Here is a 17,645-nt window from a genome sequence, read left to right as displayed (position 1 = left end):
AGACGGTGTTTTTGAGAGCATTCAGGCGCTGCAAAGCGCTCACGCTAACCATTAACCTGCGGCTCGGCAAGCGTGCAGAAGGTTTACCGGTCGCTTAAACGTCTGTATATGTATATACAAATTACAGTGATGAGGTGTGAAGTCAATGTCAGCCTTCTTTGCCGAGCGCGCGTTACTCTCCGACGGCTGGGCCAGCAACGTGCGTCTGGAGGTCAGCCAGGACGGCATTTTGACCCGCGTCGAGGCCGATGCCGATCAGCAGGGCGCCGAGAAAGTCGGCGGGCCTCTGCTGCCTGGCATGCCCAACCTGCACTCTCACGCCTTCCAGCGTGCAATGGCCGGGCTGGCGGAAGTGGCGGGCAACCCCAACGACAGTTTCTGGACCTGGCGCGACCTCATGTATCGTCTGGTAGGGCGCATCAGCCCGCAGCAGTTGGGCGTCATCGCTCGCCAGCTGTACATCGAGATGCTCAAGGGTGGCTACACCTCGGTTGCCGAATTCCATTACGTGCATCAGGACCGCGATGGCAAGCCTTATGCCGACCCTGCCGAGCTCGCTTTGCAGATCAGCCAGGCGGCCGGTTCGGTGGGGATCGGTCTGACCTTGCTGCCGGTGCTGTACAGCCATTCCGGCTTTGGCGGGCAGGCGCCCAACGAGGGCCAGCGGCGTTTTATCCACAGCACCGACAGCTATCTGGATGTGCAGGCTCGTCTGCGTCCGGTTCTGGCGGCTCAGCCCGCGCAGCAGCTGGGGCTGTGTTTTCACTCGCTGCGTGCTGTGACGCCGCAGCAGATCAGTGAGGTGCTGGCGGCCAGCGACCGGCAGTGTCCGGTGCACATTCATATCGCGGAGCAGCAGAAGGAAGTCGATGACTGCCTGAGCTGGAGCGGTCGACGCCCGCTGCAGTGGCTGTACGAAAATGCCCCTGTGGATAACCGCTGGTGCCTGGTCCATGCGACCCATGCCGAGGCGGATGAAGTGGCCTTGATGGCGCAAAGCGGCGCGGTGGCCGGGCTGTGTCTGACCACTGAAGCCAACCTCGGCGACGGGATCTTTCCGGCGGTGGACTACATTGCTCAGGGTGGTCGCTGGGGGATCGGTTCGGACAGTCACGTCTCGCTCAGCGTGGTCGAAGAACTGCGCTGGCTGGAGTACGGCCAGCGTCTGCGCGATCAGCGCCGCAACCGGCTGTATCGCAGCGATCAGCCCATGGTCGGCCGCACGCTATACGACGCTGCACTCGCCGGTGGCGCCCAGGCGTTGGGGCAGCAGATTGGCACGCTGCAAGTGGGGCAACGCGCCGACTGGCTGGTGCTGGATGGCAACGACCCGTACATCGCCACGGCCTCGGATGACGCCATCCTCAACCGCTGGCTGTTCGCCGGCAGCGACCGGCAGATCCGCGACGTGGCGGTCAACGGGCGATGGGTCATACGTGAAGGGCGACACGCCGCAGAAGAACAAAGCAACCGCGAATTCGCGCAGGTGTTGAGGGAGTTGCTGGGCTGATGCAAGAGAGGACGCAGAGCACTCGGCGTTATCCAAGAGTCCGCTTCTGATTCTGGCCGAAGGCCGTGGGAGCGAACTTGTTCGCGAAGGGGCCGGAAAGCGTTCTGAAATTTATCGTTCGAACGACCGTCTTCGCGAACAAGTTCGCTCCTACCGGGCTTAGCCAGAATCCCGATTCGGTTACTTCTCGCCCTGGCCGATCTTCGAGTCATCCTCGCGCCAGATCAGGCGTGAGGTGTCGTAGCCTTGCTGGCGGGCCTTGCTCAGCATGTCTTCCCTGACCGATGCAGACACGGTCGGTGTCCGCGACAAAAGCCAAAGGTACTTGCGATCCGGGTTGCCGACGACGGCGGTCCGGTAGCCTTCGCTGACGTCCAGGATCCAGTAATCACCCTTGGCAACGCTCGGCAGCAGGCGTGAGAACCAGTTGTCGAACACGACCCACAGCTTGTCGGTCTTGCCCGGAACCTGCGGCGAGGCGGTCCCGGTGGCTTCTTCCCACTTGCCTTCAATCGTACGGCAGCGGTTGGTCACCGCGATGTTGCCGTCATCCTTGAGCGTGTAACGCGCCTCGGACTGAGCACACTTGCGCTGGAAGAACATCGGCAGCCGGGCGATCTCGTACCAGGTGCCCTGATACTGCTTGAAGTCAACGCTGTCGACAGTCTTTGGTTCGAGGTTGTCAGCCGAGTGGGCAAAACCAATGGCCAGGAAGCTGGCCATGACAAAAATTCCAAAACGTACCAGTACCTTGATCATGTTTTATTTCAGACCCTGACCCGAGAACAGTACAACCTTGTCCGCCGCATACTGCACGCTGATAAAGGTGTTCTGGTCGCCCCAGGTGCAGCTCGACATGCCCAGCGCACCGGAGCATTCGGTCGGGCTGCCGAGCAACGACTCGACTTGAGCCTTGGGCATGCCAGCGGACAGTTTGGAATAGTTTTCCTGAGTGATCTTGCTGCAGGCAGCCAGCAGGACGCAGAACGAGAGTAACGCGACAGAACGCAAGGACATGGATGTAGCTCCTGAACGGAAGGGGGTCGCGTCGCAGTGCAAGCCGGGGCAGTCTGGCGCTGGCGCAGTACCGCAAGCTTAGAAGAGAAAAAGGCAATCTGGTTCCCGGACGGCGCAAGGATTTGTGCCGTGGATCAGACAGTTGGCCCGCAGAAGGGGCTGGCGCAATGGCGGACTGCTCGTTTTTCCGAGCATTGGCTCACTCGGTGGTGATCGGGCATGGCCCCATCACCACCGGTGCAGAAGACGTCTTACGCCTTGTGATACGCGGTGGCGCGCTCGACTTCTTCCTTGGAACCCAGGTACACCGCTACGCGCTGGTGCAGGCCTTCGGGCTGAATGTCGAGAATGCGCTGGTGACCGTCAGTGGACGCGCCGCCAGCCTGTTCGACCAGGAAAGACATCGGGTTGGCTTCGTACATCAGGCGCAGCTTGCCCGGCTTGGAAGGCTCGCGGCTGTCGCGCGGGTACATGAACAGACCGCCACGGGTCAGGATACGGTGTACGTCGGCAACCATCGCCGCGACCCAGCGCATGTTGTAGTTCTTCTTCAGCGGACCTTCTTCACCGGCCAGCAGCTCGCTCACGTAGCGCTGTACCGGGGCTTCCCAGTGACGCTGGTTGGACATGTTGACCGCGAATTCCTGAGTGGACTCCGGGATGGTGATGTCTTCGTGAGTCAGCACGAAGCTGCCCATCTCGCGGTCCAGAGTGAAGCCTTTCACGCCATCGCCGAGGGTCAGGACCAGCATGGTTTGCGGACCGTAGATGGCGTAACCGGCGGCGACCTGTTCGGTGCCTGGCTGCAGGAAGGCCTTTTCATTCAGCGCTTCGTTCTGGCTCAGGTATTCGTTCGGGCAGCGCAGTACCGAGAAGATCGTGCCGACCGGTGCGTTGATGTCGATGTTCGACGAGCCGTCCAGCGGGTCGAAAACCAGGAGGTACGCACCCTTCGGGTATTTGCCCGGGATCTGGTAGGCGTTGTCCATTTCTTCGGACGCCATGCCGGCCAGGTGACCACCCCATTCGTTGGCTTCGAGCAGAATCTCGTTGGAGATCACGTCGAGTTTTTTCTGCACTTCGCCCTGAACGTTTTCGGTGCCCATGCTGCCCAGTACGCCGCCCAGCGCGCCTTTGGAGACGGCGTGGCTGATTTCCTTGCATGCGCGCGCCACAACTTCGATCAGGAAGCGCAGATCGGCAGGGGTGTTGTTGCTGCGAGTCTGCTCAATCAAGTAACGACTTAGTGTAACGCGGGACATGGATAGCTCCGAAAATAGGGGGGTATGAAAACCCGCGCAGTTTAACGCGAGTGGCGACGTAATACTGCTATGAGACTGGCTTATGACTGTTTCAGTTCAGATGTCAGGCGAACCGCGCCTGACAGGCCGCCTGTTTCAGCGTTTTGCAGCGCGCAGCGTGCTGAACGCCATCCAGCCGAGGAACACCACGCCAAGCAGCAACACGGCCCATAGCCCCAGGCGTTTGAAGTCGGTGCCTTGTGACACGACCATCGGCGCCGCCGCCATGTTGGCCACGCTGGCCGTTGCTGGGCTCGCTGTGCCAAGGGTGGCGAGTTTTTCCGGACTCAGATCAGGAATCAGGGTGGCCAGCGACAGGTTTGCAGCCTTGACCGTCGGGTTGCCGATTGCCAGGGTGAATGGCCCGTTACCGCGTGCCAGGAACACCACCTCCGTGGCTGGCACGGCCACACTCAACTGCGGCGCTTCACTGCCCAGTCCGCCGCCGCGATCATCCACCACCAGCTTGAGCTGCTGAACGATGCGCCCGGACAGTTGCAGCTGGTCCTGCAAGACGTCGCTGTTGTTCTGCGACAACCGATACAGCAGGCCGCTGCTGATCGGCTGCCAGGGCTGCCCGGCATCGAGCCGGCCGTATAGTGTCGCCGGTGCCAGGCTGTTGGGCTGGGTAATGTCGACCTTGACGCGGCCTATCGGCAAGCCGGTCGGCAGTTGCCAGACATACTCGTTGGGGCTTTCGACGCTGCCCTTGACCGGTGGCGACCAGGTCAGCGGCGTGGCTGGAGTGTCGCTGCTGGCACTCAGCAGGTGTGCAGAGATCAGCAGCGGCGCACTGTGCGGGGAGCGCCACAGCAGGCGCAGATAGCGGGCGCTCTGGCCGGGCAGGCCGACTTCACGCTGTTCGACCACTTCGTCGGCAAACGACAGCCGTGCAACCTGGCCTTCGCCCCAGTTGCGCCAGTGCTGCAGGTCGTCACTGGCTTCGATGCTGAAATTCTGGAAGCCCTCCCGCTCGGTGCTCCAGTCGATGACCAACTGTTCCAGCGGCGCCTTGATTGCGCTGGTGTCCAGCAGCCAGCCGCGCAGCACTTCTTCGCCCGCTTCGATATCGCTTTGTGGCTGGACCTCGATCACGCTGCCGTTGCTGGAGCGTTCGATACGGATGACCGGCGCGGCGTCGCCTGCCTCCTGTGTGCTGTACAGGGCGAACCAGTTGACCTCGATCGGCGCTGGCTCCTGTTCGGGCGCGGGCTGGCGTGGCCTGATCGAGTAAGCCTGCGGCTGGCCCTCGGCATTGAACACGCGTACATCGCTCAGATCGGTTTGCCGCGCATTCAACTGGACGGCAAGCGGCAACTCGATGCGATACCACGGCCCTTCGCCTCTCAGGCTCAAGGGCGTCTGGCTGGCAAAGTCCGCCGGTTTGTCCTGAGCGAGGGCGGTTATCGCCGTGCACAAGGCCAGGCCAAGCACGGCGATCTTCATGGCAGGATGACTCAAGAACGGTTTCCTCATAGCGTTTCCGGCGCGGCAGTCGAGCCTGGGCCGGGTTCTTCGCCGACCTCTGTGACAGAGAGTTTCGGCGGTAAGGGTGCGAAATATCCCACCACCAATAGCAAAATGCCAACACCGATGAACGAGACAATGCGCTCCATGCCGCCGCGATTGCTCAGCTCGACGAAGAACAGCTTGACCACCACCACCCCGATCAACGCTGCGCCGCCCAGCCACAGCTGGCGGTTGGAGCGCATGTGACCGCCGATCATCAAGGCCAGTGCCATCAGTGTCCAGACTATCGACAACCCGGCCTGGACGCGCATCGAGTCGAGCAGCGCCCCGGTGTTCCACGGTACATCAGCCCAATGATGCGCTGTGCGCATGACCATGGCCGTGACCAGCGCGAACAGCGACGCGCCAGCCACCAGCAAGACTGCGTTACCAAGGCGTACGACATGCCTGCGCAGCCACAGGCAGACACCTGCCAGTGACAATAGCAAACCGATTTCCAGCGGGTTGAGCAGCGGGATGTACGGCAGCGGATCCGCCGCGCCGTCGCTGAAGGTATTCGCCAGCCAGAACCACGCCAGCATCAACATTGCCAGCGGCGCAGCGGCACCGAGATGATAGGCCTCGGGGCAGGCTGTGACCGGCCACGGCCATTGGCGTGTCGAGCTCATCGCCAGCAGGAACAGGCTCGGCAGAATCGCCCAGCCCAGCCAGCGCCAGGCGTTGTAATGTTCGGACAGTTGCAGCAGGCCGAAGCGCAGTTCCAGTGCCAGTACGGTGATGATCAGCAGGCAGCCCACAGTGTGAGCGACGCGTCGGGCAAGGATGGATTGCATGCCGGTCAGATAGCGCAGGGTCAGCAGATGCACGGCGAACACCACCAGCCACGCCAGCCAGCCCAGGCGGCCTGCGGGATGGTTGTGCAGGTCCACCGAGATCATCAGCAAAACGGCGCTGAGTGGCGTCAGTACGCTGCACAGCGCGGCCAGATCCGGCCAGCGCAAACGGATGGCGATTGCGGCCCAGAGCGCCACGCTTAGTGCTAGGGCTAGCAAAAACGCTGCAGCCAGATAGGCCTCTGGCGCGTGCAGCATCACAGCGCTGGTCAGCGAGACCATCCACCAGAACGCGCCCCAGATGACCAGCAGCGTTCGAGCGGTGCGCTGATCGATGAGGCTCAGCGAATCGAGGCGGAACACGCACCAGGCACTGACCATGGCTGCGACCGCCAGGATCATCGGCGTCCAGTAATCATTGGCAAAGGCTTGTCCCGAGCTGTCGGTGCCGCCGCTGATCAGGATCGCGCTGGCGCCCAGTTGCAGCAGCAGGCCGAAAGCCTGTGCCAGCCTGCGCTGCTGACGCAGACCCAGCCAGAAAATCGCCGCGCCTTCCACGGCCCACGCACTCGTCGTCCACTGCGAACCCAGGCCCAGCGGGATCGCCAGCGTGGCAAACACCACGCCCAGCGCCAGGCAGGTTTCCATCAGCAGGGCGGTTTGGCCTGGTGCACGTGCTGCCAGCCAGCGTGCCAGCGCCATGTAGATCAGGCCGAGCGCAAGCGCGCTGAACGCAGCGCCGAATTCCAGATGCTCGACCAGCGCATATTGCAGGCCGAACCCGACTATCGGCGTGCCAAGCAACAACGTGCCGTCGACGTAATCGCCCTGGCGCGCAGCCCAGCGCAGCATGGCTTCGCGAGTGTGGTCGGGCGGCGCGCTGTCCAGTTCCAGCAGTTTGCGGCGGGCAAACAGCAGGCCGATCGCCAGATACATCAGGAAGAACACAACCAGAAAGGGCTCGGTGCTCCAGAACAAGGCGGGTGTGTAGGCCTGGAGTCCCCAGGCAAAGCCGATGCCGAAGGTGCCGAAGAAGCCGATCAGGTTGAGGATGCGCCAGGCTTTGAACCAGGCGATGGCGATGATGCCCGCATTGAGCAGGGCAAAGTAACTGAACAGCGAGATATGACTGCCTTGACCGGTCGAGGCCAGCAACGGCGCCGCGAAGCCGCCCAGCGCAGCGGCGCAGGCGAGGGCCAGTGAATTCTGCGTCAGCGCCAGGATGGCTGAAAAGCTGGTAATCGCCACCAGCAGCGCAAAGCCCGGCGTCGGGTCCAGCAGGGTATGCAGTTTCATCGCGGCGAAGACAGTCAGGTACAGCACCCCCACGCCAGCGCCTTGCAGCATCAGGGCGTAAGGGCCGTTGCGCATCCGCAGCCACCAGCCCAGACCGAGCAGGGCCAGCGCACTGGCGGCGACTGCGGCGTAGCGCGCTTCAAGCGGCACGACCATGCCCTCGGTGGCATAGCGCAGCAAAAACGCCAGGCCGAGGAACAGCACCACGACACCCACGCGCAGCACTGTATTACCGCCCAGCAGCCAGTCTTTTGCGGCATTGATCGCGCTGTCCAGCAGATTGGGTTTTGCTGTCCTGGTTGGCTGGTGTATCTGCGGGGCGGGCTCGACAGGCGTTGCCGCCTGGGGCGCTTCGCCCGGCAGGTCCCAGATCAGTTCGGGGCCGTCGGTGGGTGCTTCGACAATGATCGCATCGAGGGGAAGCGGTGCAGGGTCCTGCGCAGGCGGCACGCCGGGCGCGGACTGACGTTCGAGTACACTGAGGCGCTGCTGAAGGAGATCGAGGGATTCGCGGGTTGCGAGCAGTTGCTGCAGCTGATCAGCGGATTGTCTGCCAAGCAGGCGCACGCGAATGCCAGCCCAGAAAACCCAGCCCATGACAGCACCAATCAGCGTGCCTGCCCACTCGTCATAACTGAGCGAGTAGCCCAACAGCGCACCGCCCACCACCAGACAAATCCAAAGCACGCGACGACATCCTTTTCGGTGTGTGAAGGTTTATCAGGCGCAGTATATAGGGGCTGGCGGACATCGCTTGTAATGTTTTGAGCGGTACACAGGGCTGGTTATGTAACGCGCAAGTGTCTACACCTGCGCGAAGTCCGGTGGGATTCAGAGTAACAAGCAGAACACAGATCAGTGTGGGTGTGACCGTGGCTGCGGTCCGCATTGCTTGAGAAGGCGCTGTTTCCAGCGCCTTCTTTCTGAGGCAGTACCGGCCTCTTCGCGAGCAAGCTCGCTCCCACAGGGTTTTTGAGTCTGTTCAGGCCCTGAGGTCAGTCCAGCGCCTTCCAGATGTCTCCGGCGTACTCGCGGATGGTCCGGTCCGAGGAGAACCAGCCCATGCGTGCAGTGTTAAGGACCGCCGAGCGCCACCATTCCTTCGAGTCGTGCCAGCGCTCTTCGACCTTGGCCTGGGCCGCCCAGTACGAGTCGAAGTCAGCGCAGACCAGGAAGCGGTCATACGCCAGCAACTGATCGATCAGGCCCACATAACGGTTCGGATCATCCGGCGAAAACACACCGCCACGGATCGCCTGCAGCACATCGTTCAAACGTCCGGAGGCGGCCACGTCGTCATGCGCGCTGAACTCACCCGCCTGCTTGCGGGCTTCGACCTGTTGCGAAGACATGCCGAAGATGAACATGTGCTCAAGCCCGACCTGCTCGCTCATTTCCACGTTGGCACCGTCCAGCGTACCGATGGTCAGTGCGCCGTTGAGGCCGAACTTCATGTTACTGGTGCCGGATGCCTCCAGGCCTGCGGTGGAAATCTGCTCGGACAGGTCGGCCGCCGGAATGATGCTCTCCGCCAGGCTGACGTTGTAGTTGGGCATGAACACCACTTTCAGCAGACCGCGTACGGTCGGATCGTTGTTCACGGTCCGCGCGATGTCGTTGGTCAGCTTGATGATCAGTTTGGCCGAGTGATAGCTGGCCGCCGCCTTGCCGGCGAAGATCTTCACCCTTGGCACCCAATCGGTACCCGGCTCGGCCCGAATGGCCTGATACAGGGCGACGGTGTGGAACAGGTTCAGCAACTGGCGTTTGTATTCGTGAATCCGCTTGACCTGCACGTCGAACATCGCGGCAGGGTTGACGGCAATGCCCAGGCGCTCGTGAATGATCGCCGCCAGCGCGCGTTTGCTGTGCAGGCGCTGATCGGCCATCTGCTTGCGGAACGACGACTTCTCGGCGAACGGCTCGAGCTCCTTGAGGCGCGTCTCGGCGTTGTCCAGAACATCCTCGCCGAGCGACTCGACAAGCATCTCGGTCAGCTTCGGGTTGGCCTGGAACAGCCAGCGGCGGAAGGTGATGCCGTTGGTCTTGTTGTTGATCCGTTCCGGATAGATCTTGTGCAGCTCGGCGAACACGGTCTTGCGCATCAGCTGGGTGTGCAGCGCCGAAACGCCGTTGACGCTGTGCGAGCCTAGGAATGCCAGGTTGCCCATGCGTACCCGGCGACCGTTGTCTTCTTCGATCAGCGATACGGCACGCAGCACGTTGACGTCATCGACGCCTTTGGCGCGCAGTGTGTCGATGTGCTGTGCGTTGATCAGGTAGATGATCTGCATGTGGCGCGGCAGCATCCGCTCCATCAGGCCTACCGACCAGGTTTCCAGTGCTTCAGGCAGCAGGGTGTGGTTGGTGTAGCCAAGCGTGCCGACGGTGATTTTCCAGGCGGTGTCCCACGGGATGTTGTGGTTATCGATCAACTGGCGCATCAGCTCGGCCACGGCGATCGAGGGGTGCGTATCGTTCATCTGGATCGCCGCGTGCTCGGACAGGTCCGTCAGCGTGGCGTGCTGGTTCAGATGGCGGCGCAGCAAGTCCTGCAGCGACGCGGAAACGAAAAAGTATTCCTGACGCAGGCGCAGTTCCTGACCCGCTTCGGTCGCATCGTTCGGGTAAAGCACGCGGGAAATACTTTCTGCGCGCACCACTTCGGCAACCGCGCCGAAGTGGTCGCCGGCATTGAAGCGTTCCAGGTGCAGGTCTTCTACTGCACGGGCGCGCCACAAGCGCAGCGTGTTGACGCTCTTGCCGCGCCAGCCCACCACCGGGGTGTCATAGGCGATGGCCCGAACGGTCTCGCCCGGACGCCACACCTGGCGCGAGTCGCCGGCGTCGGTCGGGACAGTGTCGACACTGCCGCCGAAGCCGATGGAGTACACCACCTCAGGGCGTTCGAATTCCCATGGGTTACCGAAGTCCAGCCAGTTCTCGGTCTGCTCCTGCTGCCAGCCATCGACGATGCCCTGACGAAACAGGCCGTGCTCGTAACGAATGCCGTAACCGTGACCCGCGATGCCCAGGGTCGACATGCTTTCCATGAAGCACGCGGCCAGACGACCCAGACCGCCGTTACCCAGCGCCGCATCCGGTTCAAGCAGGCGGATGCGCTCGATGTCTACGCCCAGCTCGGTCAGCGCCTCGCGAGCGACTTCGAGCAGGCCGAGGTTGCTGAGGCTGTCGTACAGCAGCCTGCCTATCAGGAATTCGAGAGACAGGTAGTAAACGCGCTTCTGAACCTTGCGATAGATCTGCCGCGTATGGTCCATCCAGTGTTCGACCATATGGTCGCGGGCGGCAAGGGCAACAGCTTCAAACCAGTCATGCTCAAACGCATGGTCGGGGTCCTTGCCCACCGAATAGGTGAGTTTGGCGAGCACAGCGGCGCGGAAAGCGGCCACATCAGCGTCACGAACAAGTGGTTCCTGAGACATCGGTAAAACCTCAAGTAGTCTGACGAATGGAAAACGGGATTCTTAGACTGTAGGCGTGTCGTCAATTATTTCCTGAAAAAAAGAGAAATAATTGTCGGTGCAGCTCTCGCTTCGACCCAGCGCAACAGCTCTGGTTCGCGGACCGTTGAAATTGGCAAAACGCTTGCATCGTTCGTTCCATCCTGATCAATGACGTGCAGCATGCTGATTCTTCGTTTCGGGTTTATGATGCCCCACGGCAGAATGATAGAAGCCTCTGAACTGGACTTATGGAGCACTTATGCAGACTTTGTACCCGCAGATCAAACCCTACGCCCGGCACGATCTGGCCGTGGAACAACCGCATGTGCTTTACGTCGATGAAAGTGGCTCGCCAGAAGGATTGCCGGTGGTGTTCATCCACGGCGGCCCGGGATCGGGATGCGATGCGCACAGTCGCTGCTATTTCGATCCCAACCTGTATCGCATCGTCACGTTCGACCAGCGCGGCTGCGGGCGTTCCACACCGCACGCGAGCCTTGAAAACAACACCACCTGGAAACTGGTGGAAGACCTTGAAGCGATTCGCGAGCACCTCGGGATCGATAAATGGGTGTTGTTCGGCGGTTCGTGGGGGTCGACCCTCGCCCTGGCCTATGCACAGACCCATCCCGATCGCGTGCACGCGCTGATCCTGCGTGGCGTATTCCTGGCCCGTCAGCAGGAAATCGACTGGTTCTATCAGGCGGGCGCCAGCCGACTGTTCCCGGACTATTGGCAGGATTATGTCGCGCCGATCCCGCTGGACGAGCGTGACAACATTCTGGCCGCCTTCCACAAGCGACTCACCGGTCCGGATCAGATCGCTCAGATGCACGCCGCCAAGGCCTGGTCTACCTGGGAAGGGCGTTGCGCAACCTTGCGCCCCAATCCACAAGTGGTCGATCGCTTCGCCGAGCCGCACCGTGCGCTGTCTATCGCGCGTATCGAATGCCACTACTTCATGAACAACGCCTTTCTGGAAGACAACCAGCTGATTCGCGACATGCCGAAGATCGCGCACCTGCCGGCAATCATCGTCCACGGTCGTTACGATGTCATCTGTCCGCTGGATAATGCGTGGGAGCTGCACCAGAACTGGCCTGGCAGTGAGCTGCAGGTGATTCGCGAGGCCGGACATTCGGCAGCCGAACCGGGTATCGCCGACGCGCTGGTGCGGGCTGCTGCAGAAGTTGCGCGCAACCTGCTCGACCTGCCGCCCGAAGAGGCGTGACAGTCATTCGGTATTGGTTTTGAAACCGGAAAGGCATCTATGAAAGGTTTGTTGCAGCGCGTGCGGAATGCGCGCGTCGAGGTGGGCACCGAGGTTGTCGGTGCTATTGAACAGGGCATATTGGTATTGGTGGGAATAGAACCTCAAGACACCCGCGCCAGTGCCGATAAGTTGCTGCACAAGTTGCTCAATTATCGAGTGTTCAGCGATGCCGAGGGCAAGATGAATCTGTCTTTGCGCGAGGTGGGGGGCGGCTTGTTGCTGGTTTCCCAGTTCACGCTGGCTGCGGACACCAAAAGCGGGTTGCGTGCGGGCTTCTCTAAAGCCGCACCTCCAGCGCTGGGTGCCGAGCTGTTCTACTATCTGTTGAGTCAGGCCAGAATCGCGCATCCCACGGTAGCTGCGGGCCAGTTTGGTGCAGACATGCAGGTGCACCTGATAAATGATGGCCCGGTTACATTTTTGTTTGATACATAAGCTACGATTTCATGTTGTTCCCCTGAATTCATCTGTCTTGCGGGGATAAATTTCTTTGTCATACCTGATGCGTTGTGGCGCGCGCTACTGGATAATCGCGCGCTACTGGGATCGACACTGTCGGTCCATTTGGTATGACAAAAGCGGTTCTGACACCTGGTTGGGGAATCATTAAGCCCATTCGGAGTCGGAACAATGCTCGCCAACCCGGCATTGATAGCTGGCCGTTGGTTTTTTCATCTGTTTTTCGGCGAGGGTTGCTCGTGATTGTTAGTCCCTGTGATGCTCCAAAGACACCTGTCAAGCGGTTGCGTAGTGCACTTCTGGCAAGCTCGGCCCTTGTATGCCTGTTCAGTGCAGGTCAGCTATGGGCGTTCAACCTTGATGATGTAGCGGCGAAGGCCAAAGAAATGGCCGGGCAGAAGTTCGAGGCTCCGAGGAGCAATCTGCCGAACGAGCTGCGCGACATGAAGTTCGCCGATTATCAGAAGATCCGCTTCCGTGATGACAAAGCCGAATGGGCGGGTGAAAAGACTCCGTTCAAAGTGTCTTTCTACCACCAGGGCATGCACTTCGATACGCCGGTCAAGATCAACGAAGTGACCGCGACCAGCGTCGACGAGATCAAGTACGACCCGAATCGTTTTGATTTCGGCGATCTGAAGATCGACCCGAAATCCACCGAGAAACTGGGTTATGCCGGTTTCCGTGTCCTGTATCCGATCAACAAGGATGACAAGCAGGACGAAATCATGACCATGCTGGGCGCGAGCTACTTCCGCGTGATCGGCAAGGGTCAGGTTTATGGCCTTTCCGCGCGCGGCATGGCGATCGACACTGCATCGCCGTCCGGTGAAGAATTTCCGCGCTTCAAGGAATTCTGGATCGAGAAGCCAGGCCCGGATGACAACCATCTGGTGATCTTCGCACTGCTCGACTCGCCGCGTGCCACCGGTGCCTATCAGCTGACCCTGCGTCCGGGTACCAACACCCTGGTTGACGTGAAGTCGCGCATGTTCCTGCGTGACAAGGTCAACAAGCTGGGCGTTGCTCCTCTGACCAGCATGTTCCTGTTCGGCGCCAACCAGCCTTCGCGTGTGCCTAACTACCGTCGCGAACTGCACGATTCCAGCGGTCTGTCGATTCAGGCAGCCAATGGTGAGTGGCTGTGGCGTCCGCTGAACAACCCTAAACATCTGTCCATCAGCAGCTTCTCGGTCGAGAACCCGCGTGGTTTCGGTCTGCTGCAACGTGGCCGCGACTTCAGCCAGTACGAAGACCTGGATGACCGTTACGACAAGCGCCCAAGTGCCTGGATCGAGCCGAAGGGCGATTGGGGTAAAGGGACTGTCGAGCTGGTCGAAATTCCGACTGCCGACGAGACCAACGACAACATCGTGGCCTACTGGAAGCCTGAAACGCTGGCAGAGCCTGGCCAGGAGATGGCGTTCGACTACCGTCTGCACTGGACCATGCAGGAAAACTCGATTCACTCGCCGGATCTGGGCTGGGTCAAACAGACTCAACGCTCCATCGGTGACGTGCGTCAGTCCAACCTGATCCGTCAGCCGGACGGCAGCCTTGCCTTCCTGGTCGACTTCGTGGGCCCGGTTCTGGCCGCACTGCCGGAAGACAAGACCATTCGCAGCCAGGTGACCACTGACGACAACGTCGAGCTGGTGGAAAACAACCTGCGCTACAACCCGGTCACCAAAGGCTACCGCCTGACCCTGCGGGTGAAGGTCAAGGACTCCAGCAAGCCGACCGAAATGCGTGCCTACCTGTTGCGTGAAATCCCTGCCGAACCGGGCAAGGAACCTGCGCTGCTCGTGGCTGACAAAGCCGAAGAGAAGAAGGCCGCTGCCAAGGAAGCTGCCAAGCCGGCAGTCGCCAAGGAGTCCGCCAACGACCAGGTAGAAATCGCCAAGGCCGACGCGCCGAAGCCGGAAGCTGTCAAGCCGGAGACCGCCAAGCCTGAAGCTGGCAAGGCTGACGCAGCAAAAGGCAAAGGCGAAGTCGCCAAGGCCGATGCAGGCAAAGCCGACGCATCCAAGGCTGACGTAGCCAAGGACAAGGACGGTAAGGAAATTCAGCAGCCTGAAACCGAGGCAGCACCCACCCATCCGGAACCGGCCAAGACGTTGCAAGTCATGACCGAGACCTGGAGCTATCAGTTGCCGAGCGATGAGTAATTCTCTACCGGTGCCAATGTCTCTGAACGAGTACCTGGCGCATTTACCGATGAGCGACGAGCAGCGGGCAGAACTTGCCGGCTGCACGACCTTCGCCGAGTTGCATGAGCGACTGTCCGCGCAGCCGGTCAATGACCCTGCCGAGGCCGCTCAGGCTTCGGTGGGTCGTCGTCTGACGCTGACCACCGCAGATCAGCTGGAGGACGCCGAGATGCTCGGCGTCGACGCCAGCGGTCGCCTGTGCCTGAAGGCTACACCGCCGATTCGCCGGACCAAGGTCGTGCCAGAGCCATGGCGCACCAACATTCTGGTGCGCGGCTGGCGTCGCCTGACCGGCAAGGGCAACCCGCCCAAGCCCGAGCATGATGATCTTCCGCGTGATCTGCCGAAGGCGCGCTGGCGCACCGTCGGTTCGATCCGTCGCTACATCCTGCTGATCCTCATGCTGGGTCAGACGATCGTGGCTGGCTGGTACATGAAGGGTATCCTGCCGTATCAGGGCTGGTCGCTGGTTTCGCTCGACGAAATCACCCGTCAGACCTTTGTGCAGACCGCCTTGCAGGTCATGCCTTATGCCTTGCAGACCAGTATTCTGTTGCTGTTCGGGATTCTGTTCTGCTGGGTATCGGCCGGTTTCTGGACCGCGCTGATGGGCTTCCTGGAGCTGCTCACCGGTCGTGACAAATACCGCATCTCGGGTGCCAGTGCTGGCAATGAGCCGATCGAAAAGGGCGCACGTACTGCGCTGGTCATGCCGATCTGCAACGAGGACGTGCCCCGGGTTTTCGCCGGTCTGCGCGCCACGTTCGAATCGGTGGCTGCCACGGGTGACCTGGATCGTTTCGATTTCTTCGTGCTCAGTGACACCAACGAAACCGACATCGCTGTTGCCGAGCAACAGGCGTGGCTGGACGTGTGCCGCGAGACCAAAGGCTTCGGCAAGATCTTCTATCGTCGCCGTCGCCGTCGCGTAAAACGCAAAAGCGGCAACCTCGACGACTTCTGCCGGCGCTGGGGCGGTGACTACCGCTACATGGTCGTGCTGGACGCCGACAGCGTCATGAGCGGTGAGTGTCTGACCAGTCTGGTTCGCCTGATGGAAGCCACGCCGGACGCCGGTATCATCCAGACCGCGCCACGTGCGTCGGGCATGGACACGCTGTATGCACGCATGCAGCAGTTCGCTACCCGGGTCTATGGTCCGCTGTTCACCGCCGGTCTGCACTTCTGGCAGCTGGGTGAATCCCACTACTGGGGTCACAACGCGATCATCCGCATGAAGCCTTTCATCGAGCACTGCGCCTTGGCGCCGTTGCCCGGCAAAGGCGCTTTCGCTGGTGCGATTCTCTCCCATGACTTCGTCGAAGCTGCGCTGATGCGCCGTGCCGGCTGGGGCGTGTGGATTGCCTATGACCTGCCAGGCAGTTACGAAGAGTTGCCGCCCAACCTGCTGGACGAACTCAAGCGTGACCGTCGCTGGTGCCACGGCAACCTGATGAACTTCAGGCTGTTCCTGGTCAAGGGCATGCACCCGGTTCACCGTGCGGTGTTCCTGACCGGTGTGATGTCTTACCTGTCGGCGCCGTTGTGGTTCTTCTTCCTCGTGCTGTCCACGGCCTTGCTGGCAGTGAACACGCTGATGGAGCCGACCTACTTCCTTGAACCGCGTCAGCTGTATCCGCTGTGGCCACAATGGCACCCGGAAAAAGCTGTTGCGTTGTTCTCGACCACCATCGTCCTGCTGTTCCTGCCTAAACTGCTCAGCGTCATTCTGATCTGGGCCAAGGGCGCGAAAGGCTTCGGTGGCAAGTTCAAGGTCACCGTTTCGATGCTGCTGGAAATGCTCTTCTCGGTGCTGCTGGCTCCGGTGCGCATGCTGTTCCACACACGCTTCGTACTGGCCGCTTTCCTGGGCTGGGCCGCGACCTGGAACTCGCCGCAACGCGACGATGACTCCACGCCGTGGATCGAGGCTGTGAAGCGCCACGGTCCGCAAACCCTGTTGGGCGCGTGCTGGGCATTGCTGGTGTTCTGGCTGAACCCGAGCTTCCTGTGGTGGCTTGCACCGATCGTGGTGTCGTTGATGCTGTCGATTCCGGTGTCGGTGATTTCCAGCCGTACCAATCTGGGCGTCAAGGCGCGTGACGAGAAGTTCTTCCTGATTCCTGAAGAGTTCGAGCCGCCGCAAGAGCTGATCTCGACGGATCAGTACACCTACGAGAACCGCTGGCATGCCCTGAAACAGGGCTTCATCCGGGCTGTGGTCGACCCTCGACAGAACGCCTTGGCCTGCGCCCTTGCCACGTCGCGTCACCGTCAGGCTCAGCCGATTGAAGTGGTGCGTATGGAGCGTGTCGATCAGGCACTCAAGGTCGGTCCGGCAAAACTCGGCAATCAGGAACGCCTGATGCTGCTGAGCGACCCGGTTGCCCTTGGCCGCTTGCACGAGCGTGTCTGGAGCGAAGGTCACGAAGAGTGGCTGGCCGCGTGGAGAGCTTCCATCGAAGCTGACCCACATGCGCCCTTGCTGCCTTTGCAGCCTGTAGGTAAAACGTCGGAGCCGGTCCAGGTCTAAGACCTTCCGGCTACGAAAAGAGCCCCTGACGTCTATGGCGTCAGGGGCTTTTTTATTGCGTCTTTTGGCAAAGACCCACGCAAGCGAGGGGTAGGAGCGAACTTGTTCGCGAAGACGGTCGCTCAGGCGATACATTTTTGGAAACCTTAACGGCCCCTTCGCGGACAAGTCCGCTTCTACGCCCGTTGGGCAGAATCAAAAACGGCCTCCTGCCCGAGGGGTAGGAGCGAACTTGTTCGCGAAGACGGTCGTTCAGGCGATGCATGTTCGGAAAGC

11 protein-coding genes are annotated in these 17,645 nt (G+C 60.9%); 5 read left to right on the top strand and 6 right to left on the bottom strand.

What is annotated here, in order from left to right:
* The first annotated feature begins 145 nt into the window (after positions 1-145).
* The gene (locus BLR20_RS16355) at positions 146-1,510 is read left to right on the top strand and encodes a formimidoylglutamate deiminase (RefSeq protein ID WP_054994451.1); all 1,365 of its coding nucleotides are present in this window, start codon (positions 146-148) and stop codon (positions 1,508-1,510) included.
* A 180-nt stretch (positions 1,511-1,690) separates the two neighbouring features.
* Here the strand turns inward: BLR20_RS16355 and BLR20_RS16350 are convergent, their stop codons facing one another.
* The 6 genes from BLR20_RS16350 to BLR20_RS16325 form a co-directional block, all read right to left on the bottom strand.
* A complete protein-coding gene (locus BLR20_RS16350; protein WP_054994452.1) occupies positions 1,691-2,269 on the bottom strand; it encodes a lipocalin family protein in 579 nt (192 codons plus the stop codon).
* Between the two features lie 3 nt (positions 2,270-2,272).
* Positions 2,273-2,527, bottom strand: a complete 255-nt coding sequence (gene bamE, locus BLR20_RS16345; protein WP_003403102.1) for an outer membrane protein assembly factor BamE domain-containing protein — start codon at positions 2,525-2,527, stop codon at positions 2,273-2,275.
* A 251-nt stretch (positions 2,528-2,778) separates the two neighbouring features.
* Positions 2,779-3,789, bottom strand: a complete 1,011-nt coding sequence (locus BLR20_RS16340) for a class 1 fructose-bisphosphatase (RefSeq protein ID WP_010436010.1) — start codon at positions 3,787-3,789, stop codon at positions 2,779-2,781.
* Between the two features lie 135 nt (positions 3,790-3,924).
* Entirely contained in the window at positions 3,925-5,274 is a 1,350-nt protein-coding gene (locus BLR20_RS16335) for a DUF3999 domain-containing protein (protein WP_054994453.1), read from the bottom strand.
* 26 nt (positions 5,275-5,300) lie between these two features.
* On the bottom strand, positions 5,301-8,114 hold the full coding sequence (locus tag BLR20_RS16330) for a DUF2339 domain-containing protein (protein WP_054994454.1): 2,814 nt from the start codon (positions 8,112-8,114) through the stop codon (positions 5,301-5,303).
* 308 nt (positions 8,115-8,422) lie between these two features.
* Positions 8,423-10,873: a glycogen/starch/alpha-glucan phosphorylase gene (locus BLR20_RS16325; RefSeq protein ID WP_054994455.1), complete on the bottom strand. Its 2,451-nt coding sequence runs from the start codon at positions 10,871-10,873 to the stop codon at positions 8,423-8,425.
* 280 nt (positions 10,874-11,153) lie between these two features.
* Here BLR20_RS16325 and pip point away from each other — a divergent pair, with 280 nt between their 5' ends.
* The 4 genes from pip (at position 11,154) to mdoH (ending at position 17,369) form a co-directional block, all read left to right on the top strand.
* Positions 11,154-12,125: a prolyl aminopeptidase gene (gene pip / locus BLR20_RS16320; protein ID WP_003365948.1), complete on the top strand. Its 972-nt coding sequence runs from the start codon at positions 11,154-11,156 to the stop codon at positions 12,123-12,125.
* Between the two features lie 39 nt (positions 12,126-12,164).
* Positions 12,165-12,602, top strand: coding sequence for a D-aminoacyl-tRNA deacylase (gene dtd / locus BLR20_RS16315; RefSeq protein ID WP_054994456.1), 438 nt, complete (start codon positions 12,165-12,167; stop codon positions 12,600-12,602).
* A gap of 263 nt (positions 12,603-12,865) precedes the next feature.
* Positions 12,866-14,794 (top strand): glucan biosynthesis protein G, encoded by a 1,929-nt coding sequence (locus tag BLR20_RS16310; RefSeq protein WP_032613617.1) that lies wholly within the window; start codon positions 12,866-12,868, stop codon positions 14,792-14,794.
* The gene (mdoH, locus tag BLR20_RS16305) at positions 14,787-17,369 is read left to right on the top strand and encodes a glucans biosynthesis glucosyltransferase MdoH (RefSeq protein WP_025991069.1); all 2,583 of its coding nucleotides are present in this window, start codon (positions 14,787-14,789) and stop codon (positions 17,367-17,369) included. Before BLR20_RS16310 ends, mdoH begins: the two co-directional genes overlap by 8 nt.
* Positions 17,370-17,645 lie beyond the last annotated feature (276 nt).

This window comes from Pseudomonas congelans (genome assembly GCF_900103225.1).
GTDB lineage: Bacteria > Pseudomonadota > Gammaproteobacteria > Pseudomonadales > Pseudomonadaceae > Aquipseudomonas > Aquipseudomonas congelans.
The sequence above is the reverse complement of the archived record's forward strand: the minus strand, read 5'-3'. Positions and strand labels throughout refer to the sequence as shown.

What these genes read in the sequence shown, in the direction of transcription:
- BLR20_RS16350 (WP_054994452.1), bottom strand. Translation starts at nt 2,269, where the DNA reads ATGATCAAGGTACTGGTACGTTTTGGAATTTTTGTCATGGCCAGCTTC.
- BLR20_RS16325 (WP_054994455.1), bottom strand. Translation starts at nt 10,873, where the DNA reads ATGTCTCAGGAACCACTTGTTCGTGACGCTGATGTGGCCGCTTTCCGC.
- BLR20_RS16340 (WP_010436010.1), bottom strand. Translation starts at nt 3,789, where the DNA reads ATGTCCCGCGTTACACTAAGTCGTTACTTGATTGAGCAGACTCGCAGC.
- BLR20_RS16335 (WP_054994453.1), bottom strand. Translation starts at nt 5,274, where the DNA reads ATGAAGATCGCCGTGCTTGGCCTGGCCTTGTGCACGGCGATAACCGCC.
- mdoH (WP_025991069.1), top strand. Translation starts at nt 14,787, where the DNA reads ATGAGTAATTCTCTACCGGTGCCAATGTCTCTGAACGAGTACCTGGCG.
- pip (WP_003365948.1), top strand. Translation starts at nt 11,154, where the DNA reads ATGCAGACTTTGTACCCGCAGATCAAACCCTACGCCCGGCACGATCTG.
- dtd (WP_054994456.1), top strand. Translation starts at nt 12,165, where the DNA reads ATGAAAGGTTTGTTGCAGCGCGTGCGGAATGCGCGCGTCGAGGTGGGC.
- BLR20_RS16355 (WP_054994451.1), top strand. Translation starts at nt 146, where the DNA reads ATGTCAGCCTTCTTTGCCGAGCGCGCGTTACTCTCCGACGGCTGGGCC.
- bamE (WP_003403102.1), bottom strand. Translation starts at nt 2,527, where the DNA reads ATGTCCTTGCGTTCTGTCGCGTTACTCTCGTTCTGCGTCCTGCTGGCT.